Raw genomic sequence first — 21,279 nt, forward strand, 5'->3', positions numbered from 1 at the left:
ACAAGCACCATGGGCGCCCCGGGCACCCGGTCAGGCATTGAACTGCAGCGCAGCCAAGCCTGCGTAGACACCGCCGTGTGTCACCAGTTCGGCGTGGGTCCCTTGCTCCACTAGGCGTCCGTGGTCCAGCACCACGATCCGGTCGGCCTTTTGCACGGTTGCCAGCCGGTGGGCCACCACCAGCGTGGTGCGGTCGCGCATCGCGGATTCCAGCGCCGCCTGCACCATGCGTTCGCTTTCGGCGTCCAGCGCACTGGTGGCCTCGTCCAGCAGCAGCAACGGCGGGTTCTTCAGCATGGCGCGTGCGATGGCGATGCGCTGGCGCTGCCCGCCCGACAGGCGTACGCCCCGTTCACCAAGAAAGGTGTCATATCCCTCGGGCAGGGCGGATATGAATTCGTGCGCAAACGCTGCGTGCGCAGCGGCCTTGACCTCGTTGTCCGAAGCCGAGGGCTTGCCATAGCGGATGTTCTCCATCGCACTGTTGGAAAAGATGACTGCATCTTGCGGCACGATGCCGATGCGATGTCGCAAGGACTCCAACGACATTTCCCGGGTGTTGACGCCGTCCAGCACGATGCGGCCGTGTGCCGGGTCGTAAAAGCGAAGCAACAACTGGAACACTGTGCTCTTGCCCGCCCCGCTCGGCCCGACGATGGCAACCGTTTGGCCCGGCTGGATGTCCAGCGAAAAGTCTGCAAGGGCTTGCTGCAGCGGTCGCGAAGGATAGTTGAATGTGATCGCTTCGAATTTGATAGCGCTACCGGTAACAGGCGCGGGGGCTAGAACCGGATTCGCAGGTGACACTATCGGCGATTGGGTGCCGAGCAGCTCCATCAGGCGCTCCGTCGCCCCAGCGGCGCGCAGCAGGTCGCCGTAAACCTCGCCCAAGATGGCAAAGGCACTTGCCAGAATAATGACGTAGACCACGGTTTGCCCCAGATGCCCGGCCGTGATGCGGCCGGCGACGACCGCCTGCGTGCCCTGGAATAGCCCCCACAGCAAGGCGGCAGAGGTTGCGATGATGATGAAAGCCACCAGCACCGACCGCGCCCGGGCGCGGCGAATGGCGGTATCAAAAGCGTCGTCGGTGGAGGTGGTGAAGCGCTGTGTCTCCCGCGCCTCGGCGGTGTAGCTCTGCACTACCGGGATGGCATTCAGAATCTCGGCGGCGATAGAACTGGAATCGGCAATCCGGTCCTGGCTGGCCCGCGAGAGCTTGCGCACCCGCCGGCCAAACCACACGCTGGGCAACACAACCAGCACCAGTACGCCCAGCACCTGGAACATCACATACGGATTGGTCCAGACCAGAATACCTAGCGCGCCAACACCCATGACTACATTGCGCAACCCCATGCTCAGCGACGAGCCGACCACGGTCTGAACCAGCGTGGTGTCGGCGCTCAGCCGCGACAGCACTTCGCCCGTTTGCGTGGTTTCAAAAAACTCGGGGCTTTGCTTCAGCACATGGCTGTAGACCGCATTGCGCAGGTCTGCGGTGACCCGTTCACCCAGCCAACTGACCATGTAAAAACGCGCCGCAGACGATAGCCCCAGCGCAACAGCCACCCCAAACAGCAACGCGAAGTGTTCGCGCATGGCCATGATCTGCTCGCCGCGATCGCCTTTGACCAGTCCGCCATCAATCAGGCTGCGCAGGGCCAGCGGGAACGCCAAGGTCGCTACGGCAGCCATCACCAGGAACACAAAGGCCAGGACGATCCGCCCGCGGTAGGGTCGCAAGAACGGAAGAAGGCCGGACAAAGACTTCGGATTTTGTGATTTGGCGCGTTCGGAGGTCATGAAAATGGTATCTGGGGTGAAAGGCGCAGGATGCAAGCAGCCCCTGATGATAGGCGGCTCGGCAGAGCTGCTGCACTGCCGGGCCAAAGGCGTACACCGGGGCAGGGGGGACGACTCTGCTATTCTTGCAGGAGTGGGAACGTCAACCGCAGATGCCTGAAGTCCGTTTAAGGGGAACAGCGTGCGCACGACGCCCCATCCAACCCACGAGGACTCCCACATGAAACGTATTTTTTTGGCTATCTTGACGGCAGTTGCCACTATTGCGGTGACCAGCCCGGCATTTGCGGATGAGGCGCTGGCGAAGTCCAAGAACTGCATGGCCTGCCACGCCATTGATAAGAAAGTTGTAGGCCCCGCTTACAAGGATGTGGCTAAAAAGTATGCGGGCGATGCCAAGGCCGTTGACATGCTGGCAACCAAGGTCATCAAGGGAGGCTCCGGTGTGTGGGGCCCTGTACCCATGCCTGCCAATGCGCAGGTCAACGACGCAGAAGCCAAGAAATTGGTGGCCTGGGTTCTGTCCCTCAAGTAAAAGCCGCCAACCGTATTAAAAAAGCCCGCTGCATGCGGGCTTTTTATGGGCGCATGGTTTGCCTGCAAGCCGTCAGATGCGCATAGCGGAGGCATAGCCAGTCATCTCCAGGTAGCCACGGCCCACAAGTTTCTGGTTGCTGTCCCAGACCTCGCACAGACCTTCCCAGTAGATAGCTCCAGTGGACATGCGGCTGTCCATTTCCTGGTTGTCCAATACAGCGCGCACGGTGTAAATGTCTGCCGGCGTGCGCACCATCCACTCCACCGGATAGTTGGCCTGACTCAGCGGGCTCTTCCACATCCGCAGCGGCTTGAACACCACCTCGCCGCGGTGGAAGCTGAACAACTTTTCTTTGGCGCGGAACGACCCGCCGTCCCACACCGCGTTGCTTTGCCGGTCGCGCAGGCGAAATGCGGTCAGCGCACTGCCGTCGAACAGGTTGATACCCATCCAGTCCCAGCCCACGGCCTGCGGCGGCATGATCTGCTGGCTCCACTCATGGTCCAGCCACGCCGTGCTGCCAACGCCTACCGTGTGGCGCTTTCCGCGCACACTCAGCTCGCCGGTGGTTTGAAGGTGAGGCAGGCTGTAGTAGTAGCTCGTCTGGTCAGGGGCCGGCCCTTTTTGGGACAGACCTTGCGCGCCCTGCAGCAACACCGGCTGCGTGGCTGCCAGCGTCAAGGCCAGAGAAAAGTCGGTGCCTTGGATGCGTGCCTGCAGATGCTCACCCACGCGAGCCAGCGACCAGTCTTGCAGCGCGATGGCTGTGTCCTGCGTACTAGTCGACGCGGTGTCCAACGTGTTGGGCCCAGGCTCCGCACCTGATCCGCGGGCGATGCGCTGGTCGTGCCACAGCTTTTTTCCCTGTATGTCGGTTACAGCCGCATGCGCAAAGATCAGTTGCCGGGCCGCCAGCCGCGACTGCATGTTTTGCGTCTTGGCAACACGGCTGCGAAAAAACGTCACTTGGAAACCAAAAACTGGCTCGCCCCGGTCGCCGTTGATATACCCGGTCACATACCACCATTCGGTTGCGTAGTCGGGGTGGGCGCCAGCGTCCCGTGGAAACACAATCCGCGCCGATGCGGCTGCCAGTGCGCCCGTCTGAAGTGCGATCCCCGCGCCCAGCGTTGCGCCGAGAAAGCGCCGCCGCGGCAGCGTAAGCATTGATGTGCAGGGGTGAGAAAACGGCATGCCGAACTTTACAAGATTCCACGGCTCACCACGCCCGTAGGGTGTGCACGCGACAAAGCCTACCAGTCTTCTTTAACCGCCAGCACCGCATCCCGCCCGGCCGCCGCCCGCCCAGCAAGCCAGGCCGTCACAGTACCCGCCACCACGACGGACGCAGCCAACGCCAGCAGTCGCAACCCCGGCAGATCCAACTCCATGCTCCAATGAAAGCTCTGCGGGTTGACGACATGCACCAGCACCACGGCCACCGCCAAACCCAAACCCATACCGGCAATGGCGCCTAACGTGGTCCACGCCATGCCTTCGGCGGCCACGACGCCCAACACCTGGCGGCGCGTCAAGCCCAGGTGCACCAAGAGGCCAAACTCTTTGCGTCGCGCCAGCACCTGGGCGCTGAAGGACGCGGCTACCCCAAACAGACCAATACCAATCGCCACCGCCTGCAGCCAGTAGGTCACCGCAAAGCTGCGGTCAAAGATGCGCAGCGTGGTAACCCGCAGTTCGCGCGCCGAGGCAAAGTCCATCAGCTGCCCGGCCTCGCCACCTGGCGTGCCGGCCTGTGCATCCGCCAGTTGGCGCAGCGATTGTTCCAGCGCCGGCAGGTCCGCGTCGGGCTCCAGCCAAAAGGCAAGGTCGTTGACGCGCGTATCGCCGCTCAGGCGCTCAAAATCGGCCTGGTCCATGGCAATGGTGCCAAACTGTCGGGCATAGTCACGCCAGATTCCTGCTATGAAAAACGTAGCTGCTTGCGCCCGTACCGCGGGGGCTAGAGCCCGAAAGTGCTCTGAGAGTGGAGCGTAAACCGCACCCGGGCGAGCTCCGTGTAGATCGGCCATGGCCTCGCTGACATAGATGCCTATTTGCCCCGCAGGCACTGGTAGCGCGTCCCCAATCATCGGCAGGCCGCGGGTTGGCCCGGCCTCAGGTCCCAGCGGCCTGGCAATCAGCGCCACGGCGGGCTGGGCCGGGTCAGGCAGAAATTGCTGGTTGCGCTGCGTGACCACGCGCTGCACGCCAGGCAGGCGCGCTGCAGCCTGCACAAAGCGGGGTTCAAAGTAGGCTGTATCCAGTGTGCTGGCGCCGGCCGCGCTGCGAACATACAGCGCGGCGGGAAGCACTGTGTCCAGCCACTGCATGATCGACGTGCGAAAGCTGGCGACCATTACCGTTAGCGCCACGGCAAGGCTCAGCGCGGCCACGACCCCGCTCACAGCCACGGCGGCACTGCCGCGCACGCGGCGTGCACGCTCCACCGCCAGCAAGGGCAGGGCCCGGCGTGCCACCAGCGGTGCAACCCGGTCCAGCACCACACCCACCAGCCACGGCAGGCCGGCAATGCCACCCACCAAAATCAGAGCAACGCTGGCGTAAGCTGCCAACGGCACGCCCCACACCGGTGGCAGCAGAGCCAGCAATCCACCTGCCAGCAACATGCAGGCCGCCAGCAGCGCGTGGTTGCGGGTAGACGGCGCTGTGCCCAGGCCCTTCAGCGTCTGCGCTGCCGGCAGGCCTTGCGCCCAGCGTGCTGGCCACCACGCGCCTATCAGCGCCGCGGCGATCCCCAAGGCTGCAAACACCACGGCCGCCACCGGGCTCCATTGCAGGGCCGGAGTGGCGCCAGAAAAGTAACCGCCACCCAAGTCCCCGCCCAGCAGCCGCAGGGCCAGCGCTGCCAGACCCGTACCCAGCGCAACGCCCAGTGCACTGCCCACTGTACCCAGCGCCAATGCCTCCAGCAGCACCAGGTGCAGCCGCTGGCGACCAGTCAGACCCAACACGCCCAGCAGCGCAAACTGCGGCGCCCGCCGGCTGACGCTAAGTGCCAACACCGAGAACACCAGGAAGCCGCCAGTGAAAAGCGCCACCAGCGCCAACACTGTCAGGTTGACGCGGTAGGCGCGGGACAAGGTCGACATGCGCTCCAGCGTGTCGCCGGGCTCCGCCAGTTGGGTATTCGCCGGCCAGTCGGGTGCGGCCTGCACGGTGCGCACAAAGGCCGCGCGGTCCACCCCGGCGCGCAGGCGCAGGTCCAGTCGGGTGAGGCGGCCGGGTTTTTCAAAAAGGTCTTGGGCCGCAGCGACGTCCATCACCGCAAGCGGCGGGCCGGCCGCACGCACGGTGCCGGCCACGCGCAACGTCTTGATCCGCAGACCCCATTGCAACTGCACCGTATCACCGGGCAGGCTGCGGCGGGCACTGGCGTTGAGGAACACGGTGTCGGGTGCAAAAATGTCCAGCCGGTCCGCGGTGTCCGACGGTAAAGGCATCAAATCAGGGTTGAGCTGACCCACCTGTAGCGCATCTACGCCTACCATGCGCAACTGCACGCGCGAGGACTCGCCTACAGCCTTTGGGGCAGGCGCGTTGTTCACGTCCTGCGCATTCAGCGCATAGCTGCTGAGTTCCAGCACCGGGCTGGCCAGCGCCACATCCGGATGGCGGGCCATGCGCGCCAGCAGCGCATCGTCAACGCCGGCGGCGGTGCCGGCACGCGCGCGAAGCTCCAGATCCGGCTGGCCGCCCACCGAGCGCACGGCCTGCGCAAACTCGTCCAGCGCGGACGCATTGATCACATGCACCGCAAACGCCAGCGCCACGCCCAGCATCACCGACACCACGGCCGCTGCGTTGCGCCAGGGGTGCTTGCGCAGCTCTTGCCACGAGAAAGTGATCAGCAGGGGCAACAAGGGTGAAGGCATAAGCCGATTGTGATGGGATTCAGCATGGCCAGCGGTGCGGCGCCTGCCCTATAGTGCGTGCTGTTAGAAAAATGTGGGTAAGGACAATCGTTGATGAAAGTCATGGTATTGGGAGGCTACGGCAATTTTGGTGCGCGCATCAGCCACGCGTTGGCGGGCGACGACCGCATCGAGTTGCTGGTGGCCGGGCGCGATGGCGCGCGTGCAGCCGACTTTGCAGCCAAGCTGCCCGGCGGTGCCAAAGGCGTGGCCTTGGATATGCTGGCCGCCGGCTTTGCGCAGTCTCTGCAAGACCACGATGTGGGTTTGTTGATCCATACCGCAGGGCCGTTTCAAGGGCAGGATTACGTCGTTGCCCAAGCCTGTGCAAGGGCAGGCGTGCACTATATAGACTTGGCCGATGGCCGCCGTTTTGTCTGTGACTTTTCACGCGCTTTGCATGGGGCGTTTGACGATGCGGGCCGCGTCGCCATTACTGGTGCCAGCACGGTGCCTGCGTTGTCGTCGGCTGTCGTCGATACGCTGTGCGCGGGGTGGCAGCGCCTGGACAGCATTGACATCTGTATTGCCCCGGCCCAGACCGCACCTCGCGGCGTGGCCACGCTGCGGGCAGTGCTCAGCTACTGCGGTGGCCCCATTGCGGTATGGCGGGGCGGTCGGTGGCACACGCAGATCGGTTGGGCCAGCCCGGCGCGGGTGGCGTTCCACCGACTGCGCTCCCGGATGGCAGCGCTGTGCGACATCCCTGATCTGGAATTGTTCCCCCCACACTTTCGCGTACGTGAGCGCGTGGACTTCAGGGCCGCGCTGGAGGTGGGCTTGTCGCAGCGCGCGTTTGCGGTACTGGCCTGGTTGCGCCGCGTGGGATGGTTGAAAAACCCTGCGGCGTTGGCCGGCGTATTGAATGCCAGCGCCAAGCTGTTCGACCCCCTGGGCTCAGGCCTGGGCGGCATGGTGCTGCGTGTGGCGGGCGCGGACGTTGCCGGCAAACCGGTCAAGCGCGCATGGCATATCGCGGCCGACAACGACCATGGCCCCGAAATCCCCTGCATGGCCGCCATCCTGCTCGCCCGGCGTCTGGCCAGCGGCGAGCCGATGGCCAGCGGCGCCTTCCCCTGCGTAAGCCTGCATGCGCTGGCTGACTTTGCGCCGGAGTTTGCGAAGTGGGGCATGGTCACGGATGTGGTGGAAGAAGCATGATGCCCGCTGAGCGGTCCTGGCTGCGCCTGAGCCTGGTCTTTGTCTGGCTGTGGACGGCCGCAGTCAGCGTGTGGGAACTGCACGGCCAGAGCCGCAGCTTGCTGGCAGCGGGTGGCGTTTCGGACCCGACCGTAGCAGACCTGCTGGTGTTAGCTGGTGCGACGTCGGATGCCCTGCTGGGCCTGTGGCTCTGGTTGCGGCCTTCGCGCCCTGCCTATCTGCTGGCCTTGGCGGCGATGGTGATGATGACGCTGGTAGCCACGCTGCTCAGCCCTGCACTGTGGCTGCACCCCTTGGGGCCACTGAGTAAAAACGTACCCGTTGCCGCAGTGCTGTGGGTTTTGGCACGCAGGCCCGCATGAACACCTACCTGATCGTCAAATGGCTGCACATCCTGTCCAGCGTGGTGCTGGTGGGCACTGGCTTTGGCACGGCGTTTTACCTGTTTTTCACCAACCGCAGCGGCGTGGTCGCGGCGCAGGCTGTGGTGTCGCGCCTGGTGGTACGGGCGGACTGGTGGTTCACCACACCGGTCATCGTATTGCAGCCTGCCACCGGCCTGTGGATGGTGCACCTGGCGGGTCTGCCGCTCAGCACGCCGTGGATTGTGTGGACGCTGGTTTTGTATGGCCTGGCCGGTGTTTGCTGGATACCCGTGGTGTGGTTGCAGGTGCGCATGGCCGCCATGGCGCAAGCGGCGCACGCAAAGGGCGAAGGCTTGCCTGCGGTCTACTGGCGATATGCCCGGTGGTGGGAAGGGCTGGGCTACCCCGCATTCGCGGCCATGCTGGCCATCTTCTACCTGATGGTTGCCAAGCCAGACCTGTAAGCTCCACGCCTTGCACCGAAACCGAATGCCATGAAGTACCGATTTGAATCCCTGATGTCCATCGCCAAGCTGGGCCTGATACCGCTCCTGTTTTTGGCGCTGGGTACTACCCAAACCTCTGCTGCCGAGTTGCGCGTGCTGGCCCACGCATCCTTCACGTTGCCCAAGCCTTTGCTCGCCCAGTTTGAAAAGGAAGCGGGCGTCACGCTGCGCATCACCAAGGCGGGGGACGCCGGCGAAATGCTGAACAAGTTAATACTGACCCGCGCCAACCCGATTGCCGATGTGGTGTTTGGCATAGACAACGTGCTGGCGGCCAAGGCGCTGGGTGCGCAGGTGCTGGATGCCTACGACGGTCCATCCGCCAAGCCCTCCGCGGGCGTGAACACCGTCAGCCTGCCCGCAGGCCTGGTGGCGGTGGACTATGGCTACGTCACGCTGAACTACGACAAGGCCTGGTTTGCGAAGAAGGGCCTTGCCTTGCCCCGGTCCCTGGACGATTTGGCCCAGCCTGCCTACGCCAAGTTGTTGGTGGTACAAAACCCGGCCACATCCAGCCCAGGCAATGCATTCCTGCTGGCCACGATTGGCGCGATGGGCGAAGACAAAGCCTTCGCGTGGTGGGCCGGCATGCGGGCCAATGGCGTCAAGGTTGCCAAGGGCTGGAGCGAGGCTTACTACACGGATTTCACGCACAGCGGCGGCGCGCGTCCGCTGGTGGTGAGTTACGCCAGCAGCCCGGCTGCCGAGGTGTTCTACAGCAAGACCAAGCTGACCGAGCCGCCTACCGGCAGCCTGTCTCTGACCGGCGGCGTGTTCCGCCAGGTCGAGGGCGTGGCTTTGGTCAAGGGCGGCAAGGAGCGGGCGGCTGCCGTCCAGTTCATCGAATTTTTGCGCTCACCGGCCGTGCAGCAGGGTCTGCAGGCAGAGATGTGGATGTTCCCCGCCGACACCGCCGTGCCACGCGTGGATGCCCTGCGCCATGCCGTGGAGCCCACCCGGCATGACATCCCCAGCGCACAGGCCGTTGCCGACAATAACGCGCAGTGGGTGCAGCGCTGGACCAAGCTTGTGTTGAAGTAAAACTGCATGGCAAGTCTGCGTCCGCGCCTGGCCCTGGCGGCTTTTCCACTGGGCTTTCTGCTGGTCGTGCTGGTGGCGCCTGCGCTGCGTTTGCTGCTGGAAGGGGGACAGGTCTCGCTGTGGTTGCCGCTGCAGGATGCATATCTGCGCTGGCGGCTGGGTTGGTCTTTTTTGCAGGCGGCGGTGTGCTGCGTGGCCGCCCTGGGCTTGGGCCTGCCGGTGGCCTGGGTGCTGGCCCGGTTTGATTTCGTCGGCCGCACGCTGGTGCTGCGCGCGCTGATGCTGCCGTTTGTCGTGCCCACGCTGGTCGCGGCCATGGGCGTGCTGGCGCTGCTGGGGCCGCAAGGCCTGCTGCATGAGTGGGGCGGGCCGGACCTGCAGGGTGGCCCCTGGCTGCTGATCTACGGCAATCTGTTCTTCAACCTGTGTCTGGTGGTGCGCGCGGCGACCGAGGCGCTGGGCAATGTCAGCGCATCCCGCGTAGCGGCGGCGCGCACGTTGGGTGCCACGCCGTGGCGAGTGTTTTTGCGCATCGAATGGCCGGCCATTGCGCCTTGGCTGGCGTCCGCCATGTGCCTGGTGTTCTTGTACTGCGCCTGCGGGTTCGGACTGGCGCTGGTGTTGGGCGGACAGGAATACGCGACGGTGGAAGTCGAAATCTACACACTGGTCGCCCACGAGCTGCAATTGGCGCAGGCCGCGTCACTGGCACTGTGGATGGTGATGCTGACCAGCACCGTTGCGCTGGTCTACGCGTTGATCGAGCGGCGCTTGGCATCACCCGTGCGCGCGGACGCCATCGTGCGCAGACGGCCGCGCGGCGTCGCGCAATGGATGAGTCTGGCCGCGGCCGTGGGTGTGCTAACTGTGCTCTGTGCCGCGCCCTTGCTGGCCATCATCTGGCGCGTGCTGGCAGCGGGCGCGTCGGCCTGGGGCGTGCTGTGGGACGGCGCGACGCTGGCCGCGCTGTGGAACAGTCTGCGCTTCACCGTGCTGGCCGTGGCGCTGGCCACCGCGTTGGGGCTGGCACATGCGCTGGCGGCACGCAGATCCCTGCTGTTGCGCACGCTGGTGTTTTTGCCCTTTGTTGTGTCGCCGGTCATGGTGGCATTTGGTCTGCTGCTGCTCTATCCCACGTGGACTGCCAGCTTCAGCCTGTTGGTCTGCGCCTATGCCTTGCTGGCCTACCCATTTGTTGCCAAGTCCATCGCAGCAGGGTTGGACAGCATGCCGGAGCACCTGGCACAGGCCGCACGCACCCTGGGCGCTACACCCAGGCATGTGTTCCGCCGCGTGACGCTGCCGCTCTTACGCCCCGCGCTGCGCCGCGGCATGGCGTTCGCGGCCGCTACCGCCGTCGGCGAGTTTGCCGTCACGCTGTTTTTGTCGCGCCCCGAATGGGCCACGCTGACGACGCTGGTGTACGAATACCTGGGCCGCCCCGGCGCCACCAACCGCGACGCGGCGATGGTGCTTTCCTGCCTGCTGATGGCGCTGGCGCTGCTGGCCTTTGTGTTGATCGAGTGGGCAGCGCCACCCCATAACCAGGATGTTTTGCTCCATGCTTGAGTTGCACACGATTTCCAAAGACTGGCAGGCCCGCGTGCTGCTGCGCGATGTGAGCCTGACCGTTGCACCGGGCGAGACGGTTGCCATACTCGGCCCGTCTGGCAGCGGCAAAAGCACATTACTGAAAATGGTGGCCGGGCTTGAGCCGCTGGATGCAGGCCGCGTCGTCTGTGACGGCGAGGACATCACCCGCCAGCCGCCCGAGCGCCGCCGCTTCGCGCTGATGTTCCAAGACTTTGCACTGTTCCCGCACCTGGACGTGCAGGACAACGTCGCCTTTGGCCTGGTGGAGCAGGGCGTACGCAAGCTGGACGCCCGCACACAGGCCTGCGCCATGCTGCAGCGCTTTGGCCTGCAGGACTTTGCCCGCGCCCGCGTGACGCAGCTATCGGGTGGCGAGCAGCAGCGCGTGGCGCTGGCCCGCGCGCTGATCACCCGACCGCGCGTGCTATTGCTGGACGAACCGTTCTCCGCGCTGGATGCCGAGATGCGGCTACAACTGCGCGAAGAATTCCGCCAACGCATTGGGGAGTTCAATATGGCCACGCTTCTTGTCACCCACGACGAGGCCGAGGCACGGGCATTGGGTACGCGCGGTTACAGGGTGGTGCAAAGGGGGTTGGAGGCGATTTGGTGAGGGGGGCCTCAAAACCGAAATTTCATCCCCAGGCTCAATAGCGTGTCGCTCTCTACACGCCCCACCGTGGCGTCGAGTTGAATTCCCTCTGTGACATCTTTACGTAACCCGACCTGGGTCGTGGAGCTGCTTTGCTCTTGCCCAAAAGACTCCAGGTGCACTGTCCACGCACCAAACGCCCGCTCTATTGCAAGCCCCCACGTGGCAAGTGGCGGACCATCGGCCGGGCGCGTTGCGCCTGCATTCATATGCACGGACATCAAATCAGCGTTGCAACTCACAATGCCATTGACAAAGGGCGTTGTCCGGTTGCCGGTGTCGGTGTTGCTAAATTGCGTCGCCCCCAGTGTGGTCCCGAAATTGCAACCGACTTGACGTGACGGTGTCAACAGCATTTTGATCTGCACGGAGGTGTACGCAGTAGCACGGCTTGCGTCACGCGCCAGTGCTAGGCCAACCTCGACTCCGTTGGCCAGGCCATAGGCTGGGGCTACCGTCAGCACGGGTGCGCTCCCCGCCTGCTGAGCCAACCACGTCTCCACATGTGCCGCGCCCACATCGTTGATGCCGGCATCATCGACGAACAATGGTCTGCCGCCCATAGCGGGGCCGGCGAAAGAGACCAGTAGCGCGGTCAACACCGCGCAGGCGCATGGGAGCAGTCTTGTCGTACGGTAACGCACACGTCTTTCCTGAATTAGCGGTTCAACATTGTCTTAGCCAGTGCGCCGACTATAGTTGGGTACTATGTTGGCCAGACTAAAAGCGCAAGCAAAATTGCTGAAACAGCACACACTGACGGTGTATTTCGCTGCGCGTGATCCTCGCACCCCCTTGCTCGTGCGGGTGCTGGCCTTGATGGTGGCGGCCTACGCGCTCAGCCCGATCGACCTTATTCCCGATTTCATACCGGTTATAGGTTATCTGGACGATCTGCTTATCGTGCCGCTCGGTTTGGCACTGGTGGTGCGGCTCACGCCGCCAGAGGTGCTGGTGTCCGCACGGGCCCAGGCGCTGCAAACTGCCAGCAAACCCGTAAGCTATGCAACCGCGGCCCTGTTCGTGTTGCTTTGGCTTTTGGCGGTGGGGCTTTTTGCACGCTGGTTTGTAGGTGTTATCGGCCGCTAGCCCTCGTCTGGATAGCGTAAGGCGCTACTGATTTTGTAGCGACTGCTGAGGAGTTTCTCTGTCAGCCAGCCCCGCTGGCGAAGTGCCTTCCTTCAAAGTGCGTGAGCCAAAGGAATTGGCATAGATCCACGTGAACTCGGCACCCATCAAGAAAATTTGCGCCGAGTAGTACACCCACAGCATCACCACCACCAGCGAGCCTGCCGCGCCAAAGCCCGACATCACGTCGCTGTGGCCGATGTAGAGCCCGATCAGGTATTTGCCAAAGGTGAAGAGCAGGGCGGTTACAACCGCGCCCACCCACACATCGCTCCATCGCACATGCACGTCAGGCATGATTTTGTAGATGAACGCAAACATGGTGGCCACCACCACAAAACTGCTGACCATATTGAACATCGACGCCAGCAGCTGCCATTCGCCGAACGCAGGTCCCCACCATCGCCCGGCCACCTCTAATGCGGCGCTGAGCACTAATGACACCACCAACAAAAAGCCCAGCGCCATGATCATCCCAAACGAGAGCAGCCGCGAGCGGATCAGCTTGATCCAGCCACCCAGCTTGCTGGGCACCGGCACTTTCCAAATGCGGTTCATGCTGTCCTGCAACTCACCAAACACCGTTGTCGCGCCCAATAGCAATAAGCCCACACCTATTGCCGTGGCCGCAATCCCCGCTTCCGGTTTGCGCACACTCGTGAGCAGATCCTGCACGGCCATCGCGCTGCCTTCACCCATCAGGGAGCGCAGTTGCCCCTCTATTTCGCCGCGGGCTGCGTCTTGGCCGAACACCAGCCCGGCGATCGCAATGACGATCAGCAGCAGCGGCGCCAGCGAGAACATGGTGTAGTAGGCCAACGCCGCTCCCATGCTGGGCACATAGTCGTCCGACCATGCCGCAAACATCTGCCGAAACATTGCCAGAACTTTCTTTTTATTCATGCGTGCGCATCATCGGCGTCCTGCTCCGTGGTTTCCGTGCTGCTGCGCACACAGCAGCCATCAACACGGTTAGTGTTGTCAAGCCCGGCTAGTCGCCCAGTCCAGCGCTGCCTTGCCGCCCGATGCCGCCGCCGCGCTGACGAATGCGCCCCAGACCACGTCGATCAGCGACAGGCTCAGCGGCCAGTCTCGCAGTGTGGCCAAGTTGGTCAGGTCATAGGTGGCGTAGGCGAAGAAGCCAAACAGCGCAGCCATAGTGAGTGTCGTGACCCAGCCCGAGCCGCCCGTTTGCGGCGTGACGGCAAAGATGACCAGGCCCACTGGGTACATCAGATAGAACAGCGCAGCGACGGGGATATTGGGTTTGTCGGTCATCAGGTGGCCGATGCCCTGCTGATACAGTGGCTTGGCGATCAGCCCCAGCCACAGCGCGTCCAGTGCCGCCATCACGACAAAGGCGCCGGCGTAGGCGGCGAAGTATTTGGTGGTGTTCATCTGTTGTGATCCTGTTGTGTCGTCTTGTTGTTGGGCCATTCTGATACAACCGCATCTTTCTCACACGCAGCCACAAGAGTCCCCATGCGCGCCCCGCCTAACTCCGTTCACCCGGCAGGGACTTATGGTGGTGGGGTCGCGTGTACGGGCCGGTAATGGCGGAAGCGGGGCCGAGTGGGGCCTAGAATCAACTGAAACAACTGAAGTGTGAGGGAGACAAGCTGTGTCGCAAACCGTCATTCCGCAACTGCGCATCACGAACGCTGAACGGAGTCTTGCCTTCTACATCAACAGTCTTGGGTTCAACATGGACTGGGAACACCGCTTCGGCCCCAACTATCCGCTCTTTGCACAACTGACACGACAAGGCCAAACGATTTTCCTGACTGAGCACACGGGCGACTGCGAGGTCGGTGGTGCCGTGTATTTCATCGTCCCTGACGCTGAACACTGCTTGTCCGAGTTTGGGCAGAAGGGTGTCGTTCCCACCCATGCACTGGCAAAGACCCCTTGGGGCACGCAAGAGTTTCTGCTGACCGATCCCGACGGGAACCGCTTGCGCTTTGCCTCCCACGTAGAGCCCCCATTTCAGGCTTAATACATTTGTGCTTAACCGTGCTCAACCCAGCCGGGGCCCCGTCCGCAATAGGAAGATTTTTTGGAGACGGATATGAAGCGGGGCAATGAACAAGAGCCCCAAAGCAAAAGTCGCGAGAATTTTTAGGTCATCTGGCCTGCAGCCCCCGCGGGATGTGCGAAAGCCGCTACCAAATATGTAGCACTTCTGGAGGCGCCCAGCTCTCGCATGGCCGGACTTGTATTTTGCTATTGCACCTGCCCTAATGCCTGGTACGCCCCCAGATGGCTATCCAACAACGCCCTCAGCTTCTGAATCGTTAGTTCGGTTTTTTCGCGGTAGTCGTCAATTTCGTACTGGTCTATGCAGCTTTGGTGGTCGGCGATCAACCCGGGTTGCCCGGTGCGCACTACTATGCGGGTACGGTAGTTGTTCATCGTGTGTCGCACATGGTCGACCAGTTCCAGGCCGGCCTGGGCGCGCTCCATGACCACGTCTACGATGGCGACGGCGATGTCTTCGCGCTCTTCAAAAATCTGTCGACCTTCTTCGCCGGAGAAGGCGCTGATGAATTCAAGCGTGCGGCCCTGGAATTCGTAGCCGCGTAGTGCCAGGCGGGTTACGGTGTGAACTTCTGCGTCGTCGTCGACCATCAGCACGCACCACGTGTTGCGCGGGCGCCAGTCGGGCGACACAGTAAGTCTGGAGTCTTCTTCGTCAGCAAATAGCATGGTGAGTGCCTCTCTGCTCTGGGCGGAAAGTTAGTGGGGGGAACCCGCGTTCTTGTATGACGCTTGCCGTACCAACTGTGGTGATCTTTCAAATCATTCTGCTGCAACTCTAGTCAATTTTTTGCTTATTTCCATGCTGCGCTGCACCCAAGCCCTGTTGGCTCAAGGGTTTAGCGAGATTGTGGAAGGACGAAACGGCGTGGGCCTGGTCTTGCGCTAGCCCCGGGCTTGCCCTCAGGCCCGGCATACCGTTGATCAGTAGTACACGGGCAAACCTTGTGTGCGTGGGGTGATCCCCTGAGCGGGTGCTTGCCTGCTGCGATAATGCGGCCAATGCAAACCTTGCGCAATGCCCACCGCTTAGCCCGCTTCGTGCTGGTGTGGTTTGCGTTGTCCATAGGTGTGGCGATCGCATCTCCGCTGGTACAGCCCAAGAGCATGCAGCTGGTGTGTTCGGCGGCCGGTGTGGTTGCCGTGCAGTTTGACCAGGGTGATGACGGCGCCACCGGCCCGCAGGCCAGCACACTGGATTGCCCTTTGTGCGCCGCGGTAGGCGCGCCCCCTCCCCAAGTTTCTTTGCAGGTGCTGGCCCCGATGGGGTTGACGTACGCACTGCATCTTACTGAAAGCAAGCCGCACGTCCGCCGAACCGCTGCGCCGTTTCCGCCCCGCGGTCCGCCCGCGTCTGCCTGATACGTTTGCCGCCGGCCCTTGGGGCCGGTAAGCCGTCGTTCATCAGTTGCTGTTGGCATCAGTAGCGTCGCTCGCTGCTGCCACGACCGGCAAGACATACAGGCCATGTCGGCCACAACCCAAAATTCGGAATCACTATGACATTGCAACGTTTCACCCCAGCAACCCGGGTTTCTGCCCTTGTCCTGTCCCTGCTGTCCACCGCTGCGTTTGCGCAGGCGGTTGTAGACGTCAAGGGCTCATGGGCTCGCGCTACCGTTCAAGGCCAAAAGGCGAGCGCCGCCTTTATGACCCTCACCGCCAAAAACAACGTTCAGCTAGTAGGCATCAGCTCCTCAGTAGCGGGTGTGGCCGAAGTGCATGAGATGAAGATGGACGGCGATGTCATGAAAATGCGCGCCCTGTTCAATGGCCTGGACTTGCCCGCTGGCAAGGCCGTGTCATTCACGCCCGGTGGCTACCACGTGATGCTGATGGACCTGAAGCTGCCGCTGCATAAGGGCACGACCATTCCGCTGACGCTGGTGTTCAAGGATGCCAAGGGTGCAGAGAGCAAGCTGGCCATCATGGTGCCGGTTTCCACCACCGCGCCTGCGGATGCCGCTGCGGCCGGTCACGCCGACCACAAACACTAAGCCCGGGAGTCCGCTCATGAAGAAGCACCCCCTGACGGTGCTGGCCGCTGCATTGGCCTGCACAACCCTGCTGACCCACACTGTGGCCCACGCAACGCACGATGACGAGACGAAACCCACCAAGAGCCTGGGCGTGGTCACCATCAGCACCCATGGCGGCCAGCCCACATCGCTGCCCACGCAGATATCCACAACGATTGAAGGTATCAGCAAAGAGCAGATCGAGCAGTCCATCAACGCCACCGACAGCGAAGATGCGTTGCGCTACCTGCCTAGCCTGATGGTGCGCAAGCGCTACATAGCCGATTACAACCATGCCGTGCTGTCCAGCCGCGCATCGGGCACTGGCAACAGCGCGCGCTTGGCGGTGTATGCCGATGGAATTTTGCTCAGCAACTACCTGGGCAACGGTGCCGCATATGCTCCGCGCTGGGGCCTTGTATCGCCTGAGGAGATTGCCCGGGTCGATGTGATGTACGGCCCGTTTTCTGCGGCTTACCCTGGTAACTCGGTGGGGGCGGTCGTGGACTTTGTGACACGCAGGCCGCGCAAGCTGGAGGCGCATGTAAAGGCGGGCTACGTGTTGCAGCCATTCGATTTGTACAGCACGCATGGGACCTACAAGGCCTGGCAGAGCAGCGCGTCCATGGGGAGCAAGGAGGGGGACTGGTCCTGGTTCGTCAACCTGCACCACACCAACAGCCACGGCCAGCCGCAGACCTTTCCCACGCGCTTCAAGAGCGCGGGCGTAGCGGGTGCCGCTGGCACGGCCGTAGCCGGGGCCTTGCTGGATGCCAATAACGCCAATTAGCCCTGGTACTACTTGGGCAGTGGTACCGAATACAACACGGTGCAGGACCATGCCAAAGTCAAGCTCGCCTACGACATCACGCCCAGCCTGCGCGCGAGTTACACCTATGGGTTGTGGAAGAACACGTCCGAAGGCCGGCCGACGAGCTATCTGCGTGATGCCAATGGTCAGTCCGTTTACAGCGGTGCCATCAACATTGGCGGCTTGGCCTTCACCAGCGCCAATGCTCTGACCGGCGGAGATTTTCCCTTGACGAATGAAGACATCACGCACAGCATGCACGGCCTGTCGGTCAAGAGCCATAGCCAGGGCGTGATTGACTGGGAACTGGCGGCCAGCCAATACGGTTATGGCAGCGACACCAACCGCCGCAATGGCGTCAACAACTTCCTGCCCGCCGCGCAGTTCGGCGGTGCTGGCTCCATGGCCGACGCGGGCGGCACGGGGTGGAACGCGCTGGCGCTAAAGGGTATCTGGCGGCCCGACGGCAGCGCATCGGAGGCACGCCCTGGAGGCGCGCGGGGCCCCCACGTGGTGGACTTTGGCCTGCAGCAGGACCGCTACAGCTTGCGCACCGTCACGTCCAACATCAGCGGCAACTGGCTCTCCGATGCACCGGGTTCCGTCGTCAACGAGGTGGGCGGCAACGCAACCACGCGCGCGCTGTATGCGCAAGACAGTTGGGCCTTTGCCCCGCTGTGGAAAACGGTGCTGGGCGTGCGGCTGGAGAACTGGACGGCAGCGGACGGCTTCACAACGTTTGGCGTCGGCAATGCCGCGAACACGCGCTACACCGGGCGCGATGAAAGCTTTGCATCACCCAAGGCGGCCCTGTCGTACCAAGCCGCCCCCGGCTTGGTGTTGAAGGGCTCGCTGGGCCGTGCCGTGCGCTTCCCCACGGTGACGGAGTTGTATGGCGCCACCAGTAGCACCAACTCCCAGTACATCAACGACCCGCGTCTGAAGCCCGAGAAATCGTGGACGTCGGAGCTGAGTGCCGAGAAGGACTACGGCCATGCCAGCCTGCGGCTGACCTACTATGCCGAAGACACACAGGACGCGCTGTATTCGCAAACCACGTTTGACGCGGTAGCGAATAAAAACATCAGCCGCGTGCAAAACGTGGGCCACATCCAGACCCAAGGGCTGGAGTTGTCGTTCAACGGAGAGAACGTGGCCGCGCAGGGCCTGGACCCGAACGCCAGCATCACCTACACCGACTCCACGATAAAGGCCAATGATGGCTTTGTGGCGGTACCGGGCGACACCTTAGGCAAACGCCAGCCCAATATACCGGCATGGCGCGCTTCCGCCTTGCTGAGCTACAGGCTGGACGACCACTGGAGCGCCAGCCTGGGCGCACGCTACAGCGGCCCACAGTTCCGTACGCTCAACAACGCGGACGTGAACGGCTATACCTACCAAGGTGTCAGCGAATTCTTCACCGCCGATGTGCGCGTGCGTTACAAGCCGGGCAAGAACTGGAGTGCGTCGTTGGGTATCGACAACCTCAACAACGACCAGTACTGGAACTTCCACCCGTACACGCAGCGCAGCTACGTGGCAGAGGTGAAGTTCGATCTGTAGCCGCCGGGCCGCCCCAAGGCGATTACACCCCTTGAGGGGGGCAGCGACCCGCGCAGCGGCGAAGCGTGGGGGCGTTGTTCTAGTCGCGTTTTTTATCCCGCAGGTACAGCAGCTGCGCCTTGGCCTCCGGCCACTCGCCACTGCGCATGCTGTACATCACGGTGTCGCGTATCGTGCCGTCGCGGCGGATGGCGTGGCCGCGGATCACGCCGTCTTTCTTGGCGCCCAGCCGTTCAATCGCGGCCTGGGATGCAAAGTTGAAGTTGTCCGTGCGCCAGCCGACCACGTGGCAGCCAAGCATCTCAAACGCATGGGTCAACATCAGCAGCTTGCAGGTGGTGTTGACGTGGGTGCGTTGGCTGCTTTTGCCGTACCAGGTCCAGCCGACCTCTACACGTTTGATGGCCGGCACGATGTCGTGGTAGCTGGTGCTGCCCAGCACCTTGCCCGTGGCGTCGTCCACCACGGCGAAGGCAAAGCGGTTGCCGGCCTCGCGCGCTGCCAGTGCCGTCTCAATGTACGCGCGCACATTGTGCGGCTCGGGCACGGACGTGATGCGAATGTTCCATAGTTCACCATCGCTGGCCGCAGCTTGCAGGCCGGCCTCGTGCTGCAGGCCCAGCGGCTCCAGGTGGATGCCGCGTTCGGCCAGCGTGATGGGTTCTACAAATGCCATGGTGGAGCCTTGTTGGTGTTAGGTGCTTAGCATGGGTTGGTGGCCTGCGCGCTACAGAAATCGTGCAGGAATGGCGCTGTAAAACGGGTACATCGCAAAGAAAGGTTTGGCTTCTGCGAGCACACGCTGTACCGATGGCCTATCCATCAGTTTGTCAAAATAAGCACGCAAATGCACGTGCTGCTGCGGCAAAGCCTCCAGCGTGTGCGCATAGAAGAGGGCGGGGGCGGCGGCACAGTCGGCCATGCTGAAGGCCGGGCCGGCCGCCCAGGGCTGCGTTGCCAGCTGTTTGTCGATCAGGCCATAGGCGGTCTGGATCGTGGCACGCGAGGCACTCGTGTCACCGTTTGTGCTGCGAATACGGTCGAGCACGATGTCCTGCATCGGAGCATGCACATGGTTGTCAAAAATCCGGTCCCACTGGCGAACCTGCAGGGCGTCGTCGAAATCACCGGGGATGAGTGGCTGCCTGACTGCCGCGTACCGGTCCAGATACTCGATGATGATGGACGATTCCGGTACCGTGCGCTGGGTCGCGTGGTCGTGTAGCACCGGGAATTTGCAAAATGGCCAAAGGGCGCCCAGCTCGGCACGGTCCTTCTGCGCACCAAGGTCAATGACGCGCGCTTCAAACGCGATGTCGTTCTCGTACAGCGCGATCAAAACCTTGTGGCAGAAGGATGCCAGGGGGTGGTAGTAAAGCGTCAGGGGCATGTGTTATCTCTCTCTTAGCGGATAGGAAGGATCGTGAAATCCACCACACGGTAAATTAGAGCAAAAAAAAGGAGCCGAAGCTCCTTTTTGTTTGGTTTGGACCGCAGTCCTATTAAGCCTGCTTGGCGCGGCGGCGGCGCGCTACGGCACCCATCAGGCCAAGACCTGCCAGCATCATGGCGTAGGATTCTGGCTCTGGAACTGCGGATGCGAACACCACGTTGTCCACGTCATGTGTTTCGGCAGAGCCGCCAAAGCTGCCACTGTGTATGGACACCAGGCTAAAAGCGGTGGTGGAGACTACGCCGAAGAAACCGCCTCTGTAGGTGTTGGCAATTTGCGGTGCGATCAGCTCGTTCCCAATGAACATGCGCAGACCTTGTCCTGGGCCACCTGGACGCAGGTCCCAGTTGGCGCCGAAAGCATTGATAAACGAATCAAAGTGGTAATTGGTGTAGCTGGTATCAGCCACCGTGCGGTCATGGAACACACCGCCGACGATGCCGGTGGAGTGGCCGCTTCCGACCTGTTCGATGGTGAAATCGGCGGGGCTGGCCGAACTAAAGCTCTCTGACGAAAAGCTGCCACCAACCGCTGATTCCCATGCGGCACGGTCGGTAAACGTGATGTAAGAGGCATTAGCCGTAGAAGCCATCACGACTGCGGTGACTGCAGCGGCTACAAGCGATTTGATTTTCATGGGTAGCTTTGTTGGGTTGTTGAGCTTTTATTGTT

General features: G+C 62.5%; 21 protein-coding genes and 1 pseudogene. 12 read left to right on the top strand and 10 right to left on the bottom strand.

Annotated elements, in window-relative coordinates; translation table 11 throughout:
- Window positions 1–30 precede the first annotated feature (30 nt).
- Window positions 31–1,806, bottom strand: coding sequence for an ABC transporter transmembrane domain-containing protein (locus AC097P_RS10525; protein ID WP_479610342.1), 1,776 nt, complete (start codon window positions 1,804–1,806; stop codon window positions 31–33).
- 220 nt (window positions 1,807–2,026) lie between these two features.
- On the opposite strand from AC097P_RS10525, the gene AC097P_RS10530 reads away from it, so the two are divergent.
- Window positions 2,027–2,341 carry a c-type cytochrome gene (locus tag AC097P_RS10530; protein ID WP_479610343.1) on the top strand — a complete coding sequence of 105 codons (315 nt, stop codon included), beginning with the start codon at window positions 2,027–2,029 and terminating at the stop codon, window positions 2,339–2,341.
- Window positions 2,342–2,413: 72 nt separating this feature from the next.
- Here AC097P_RS10530 and AC097P_RS10535 read toward each other — a convergent pair whose 3' ends face one another.
- Both AC097P_RS10535 and AC097P_RS10540 read right to left on the bottom strand, forming a co-directional pair.
- On the bottom strand, window positions 2,414–3,511 hold the full coding sequence (locus AC097P_RS10535; protein WP_479610344.1) for a lipocalin-like domain-containing protein: 1,098 nt from the start codon (window positions 3,509–3,511) through the stop codon (window positions 2,414–2,416).
- An 86-nt stretch (window positions 3,512–3,597) separates the two neighbouring features.
- Window positions 3,598–6,237, bottom strand: coding sequence for an FtsX-like permease family protein (locus tag AC097P_RS10540; protein WP_479610345.1), 2,640 nt, complete (start codon window positions 6,235–6,237; stop codon window positions 3,598–3,600).
- 93 nt (window positions 6,238–6,330) lie between these two features.
- Here AC097P_RS10540 and AC097P_RS10545 point away from each other — a divergent pair, with 93 nt between their 5' ends.
- From AC097P_RS10545 to AC097P_RS10570, 6 genes are read left to right on the top strand one after another with little or no spacing between them, the layout of a single operon-like run.
- The gene (locus AC097P_RS10545; protein WP_479610346.1) at window positions 6,331–7,437 is read left to right on the top strand and encodes a saccharopine dehydrogenase family protein; all 1,107 of its coding nucleotides are present in this window, start codon (window positions 6,331–6,333) and stop codon (window positions 7,435–7,437) included.
- Complete coding sequence (locus tag AC097P_RS10550; RefSeq protein WP_479610347.1) at window positions 7,434–7,799, top strand: DoxX-like family protein; 366 nt, start codon at window positions 7,434–7,436, stop codon at window positions 7,797–7,799. Before AC097P_RS10545 ends, AC097P_RS10550 begins: the two co-directional genes overlap by 4 nt.
- The gene (locus tag AC097P_RS10555; protein WP_479610348.1) at window positions 7,796–8,266 is read left to right on the top strand and encodes a DUF2269 family protein; all 471 of its coding nucleotides are present in this window, start codon (window positions 7,796–7,798) and stop codon (window positions 8,264–8,266) included. The genes AC097P_RS10550 and AC097P_RS10555 overlap by 4 nt, the downstream gene beginning before the upstream one ends.
- A gap of 30 nt (window positions 8,267–8,296) precedes the next feature.
- Window positions 8,297–9,349, top strand: a complete 1,053-nt coding sequence (locus AC097P_RS10560; protein WP_479610349.1) for a thiamine ABC transporter substrate-binding protein — start codon at window positions 8,297–8,299, stop codon at window positions 9,347–9,349.
- A gap of 6 nt (window positions 9,350–9,355) precedes the next feature.
- Complete coding sequence (locus AC097P_RS10565) at window positions 9,356–10,918, top strand: ABC transporter permease (RefSeq protein WP_479610350.1); 1,563 nt, start codon at window positions 9,356–9,358, stop codon at window positions 10,916–10,918.
- Window positions 10,911–11,555 (top strand): ABC transporter ATP-binding protein, encoded by a 645-nt coding sequence (locus AC097P_RS10570; protein ID WP_479610351.1) that lies wholly within the window; start codon window positions 10,911–10,913, stop codon window positions 11,553–11,555. The genes AC097P_RS10565 and AC097P_RS10570 overlap by 8 nt, the downstream gene beginning before the upstream one ends.
- 8 nt (window positions 11,556–11,563) lie before the next feature.
- Here the strand turns inward: AC097P_RS10570 and AC097P_RS10575 are convergent, their stop codons facing one another.
- Window positions 11,564–12,157: a hypothetical protein gene (locus tag AC097P_RS10575; protein WP_479610352.1), complete on the bottom strand. Its 594-nt coding sequence runs from the start codon at window positions 12,155–12,157 to the stop codon at window positions 11,564–11,566.
- A gap of 175 nt (window positions 12,158–12,332) precedes the next feature.
- Here AC097P_RS10575 and AC097P_RS10580 point away from each other — a divergent pair, with 175 nt between their 5' ends.
- On the top strand, window positions 12,333–12,683 hold the full coding sequence (locus AC097P_RS10580) for a YkvA family protein (protein ID WP_479610353.1): 351 nt from the start codon (window positions 12,333–12,335) through the stop codon (window positions 12,681–12,683).
- Between the two features lie 24 nt (window positions 12,684–12,707).
- On the opposite strand, the gene AC097P_RS10585 is transcribed toward AC097P_RS10580, so the two are convergent.
- Both AC097P_RS10585 and AC097P_RS10590 read right to left on the bottom strand, forming a co-directional pair.
- Window positions 12,708–13,625, bottom strand: a complete 918-nt coding sequence (locus AC097P_RS10585) for a YihY/virulence factor BrkB family protein (protein ID WP_479610354.1) — start codon at window positions 13,623–13,625, stop codon at window positions 12,708–12,710.
- Window positions 13,626–13,703: 78 nt separating this feature from the next.
- Window positions 13,704–14,120 (bottom strand): DUF2177 family protein, encoded by a 417-nt coding sequence (locus AC097P_RS10590; protein WP_479610355.1) that lies wholly within the window; start codon window positions 14,118–14,120, stop codon window positions 13,704–13,706.
- A 223-nt stretch (window positions 14,121–14,343) separates the two neighbouring features.
- On the opposite strand from AC097P_RS10590, the gene AC097P_RS10595 reads away from it, so the two are divergent.
- Window positions 14,344–14,718 carry a bleomycin resistance protein gene (locus tag AC097P_RS10595; RefSeq protein WP_479610356.1) on the top strand — a complete coding sequence of 125 codons (375 nt, stop codon included), beginning with the start codon at window positions 14,344–14,346 and terminating at the stop codon, window positions 14,716–14,718.
- Between the two features lie 227 nt (window positions 14,719–14,945).
- Here AC097P_RS10595 and AC097P_RS10600 read toward each other — a convergent pair whose 3' ends face one another.
- Entirely contained in the window at window positions 14,946–15,428 is a 483-nt protein-coding gene (locus AC097P_RS10600) for a hypothetical protein (protein WP_479610357.1), read from the bottom strand.
- A gap of 333 nt (window positions 15,429–15,761) precedes the next feature.
- Here AC097P_RS10600 and AC097P_RS10605 point away from each other — a divergent pair, with 333 nt between their 5' ends.
- The 3 genes and pseudogenes from AC097P_RS10605 to AC097P_RS10615 all read left to right on the top strand — a co-directional run bounded on the left by AC097P_RS10605 (window position 15,762) and on the right by AC097P_RS10615 (window position 19,154).
- Window positions 15,762–16,121 carry a DUF2946 family protein gene (locus tag AC097P_RS10605; RefSeq protein WP_479610358.1) on the top strand — a complete coding sequence of 120 codons (360 nt, stop codon included), beginning with the start codon at window positions 15,762–15,764 and terminating at the stop codon, window positions 16,119–16,121.
- A gap of 137 nt (window positions 16,122–16,258) precedes the next feature.
- On the top strand, window positions 16,259–16,756 hold the full coding sequence (locus AC097P_RS10610) for a copper chaperone PCu(A)C (RefSeq protein ID WP_479610359.1): 498 nt from the start codon (window positions 16,259–16,261) through the stop codon (window positions 16,754–16,756).
- 16 nt (window positions 16,757–16,772) lie between these two features.
- A pseudogene (locus tag AC097P_RS10615) lies at window positions 16,773–19,154 on the top strand (TonB-dependent receptor).
- Window positions 19,155–19,233: 79 nt separating this feature from the next.
- Here the strand turns inward: AC097P_RS10615 and AC097P_RS10620 are convergent.
- From AC097P_RS10620 to AC097P_RS10630, 3 genes are all read right to left on the bottom strand, one after another.
- Entirely contained in the window at window positions 19,234–19,830 is a 597-nt protein-coding gene (locus tag AC097P_RS10620; RefSeq protein ID WP_479610360.1) for a GNAT family N-acetyltransferase, read from the bottom strand.
- Window positions 19,831–19,881: 51 nt separating this feature from the next.
- Window positions 19,882–20,544: a glutathione S-transferase family protein gene (locus AC097P_RS10625; protein WP_479610361.1), complete on the bottom strand. Its 663-nt coding sequence runs from the start codon at window positions 20,542–20,544 to the stop codon at window positions 19,882–19,884.
- Window positions 20,545–20,656: 112 nt separating this feature from the next.
- Window positions 20,657–21,244: a PEP-CTERM sorting domain-containing protein gene (locus AC097P_RS10630; RefSeq protein WP_479610362.1), complete on the bottom strand. Its 588-nt coding sequence runs from the start codon at window positions 21,242–21,244 to the stop codon at window positions 20,657–20,659.
- Window positions 21,245–21,279: the final 35 nt, after the last annotated feature.

Source organism: Rhodoferax sp. ZS1R8 (genome assembly GCF_056521325.1).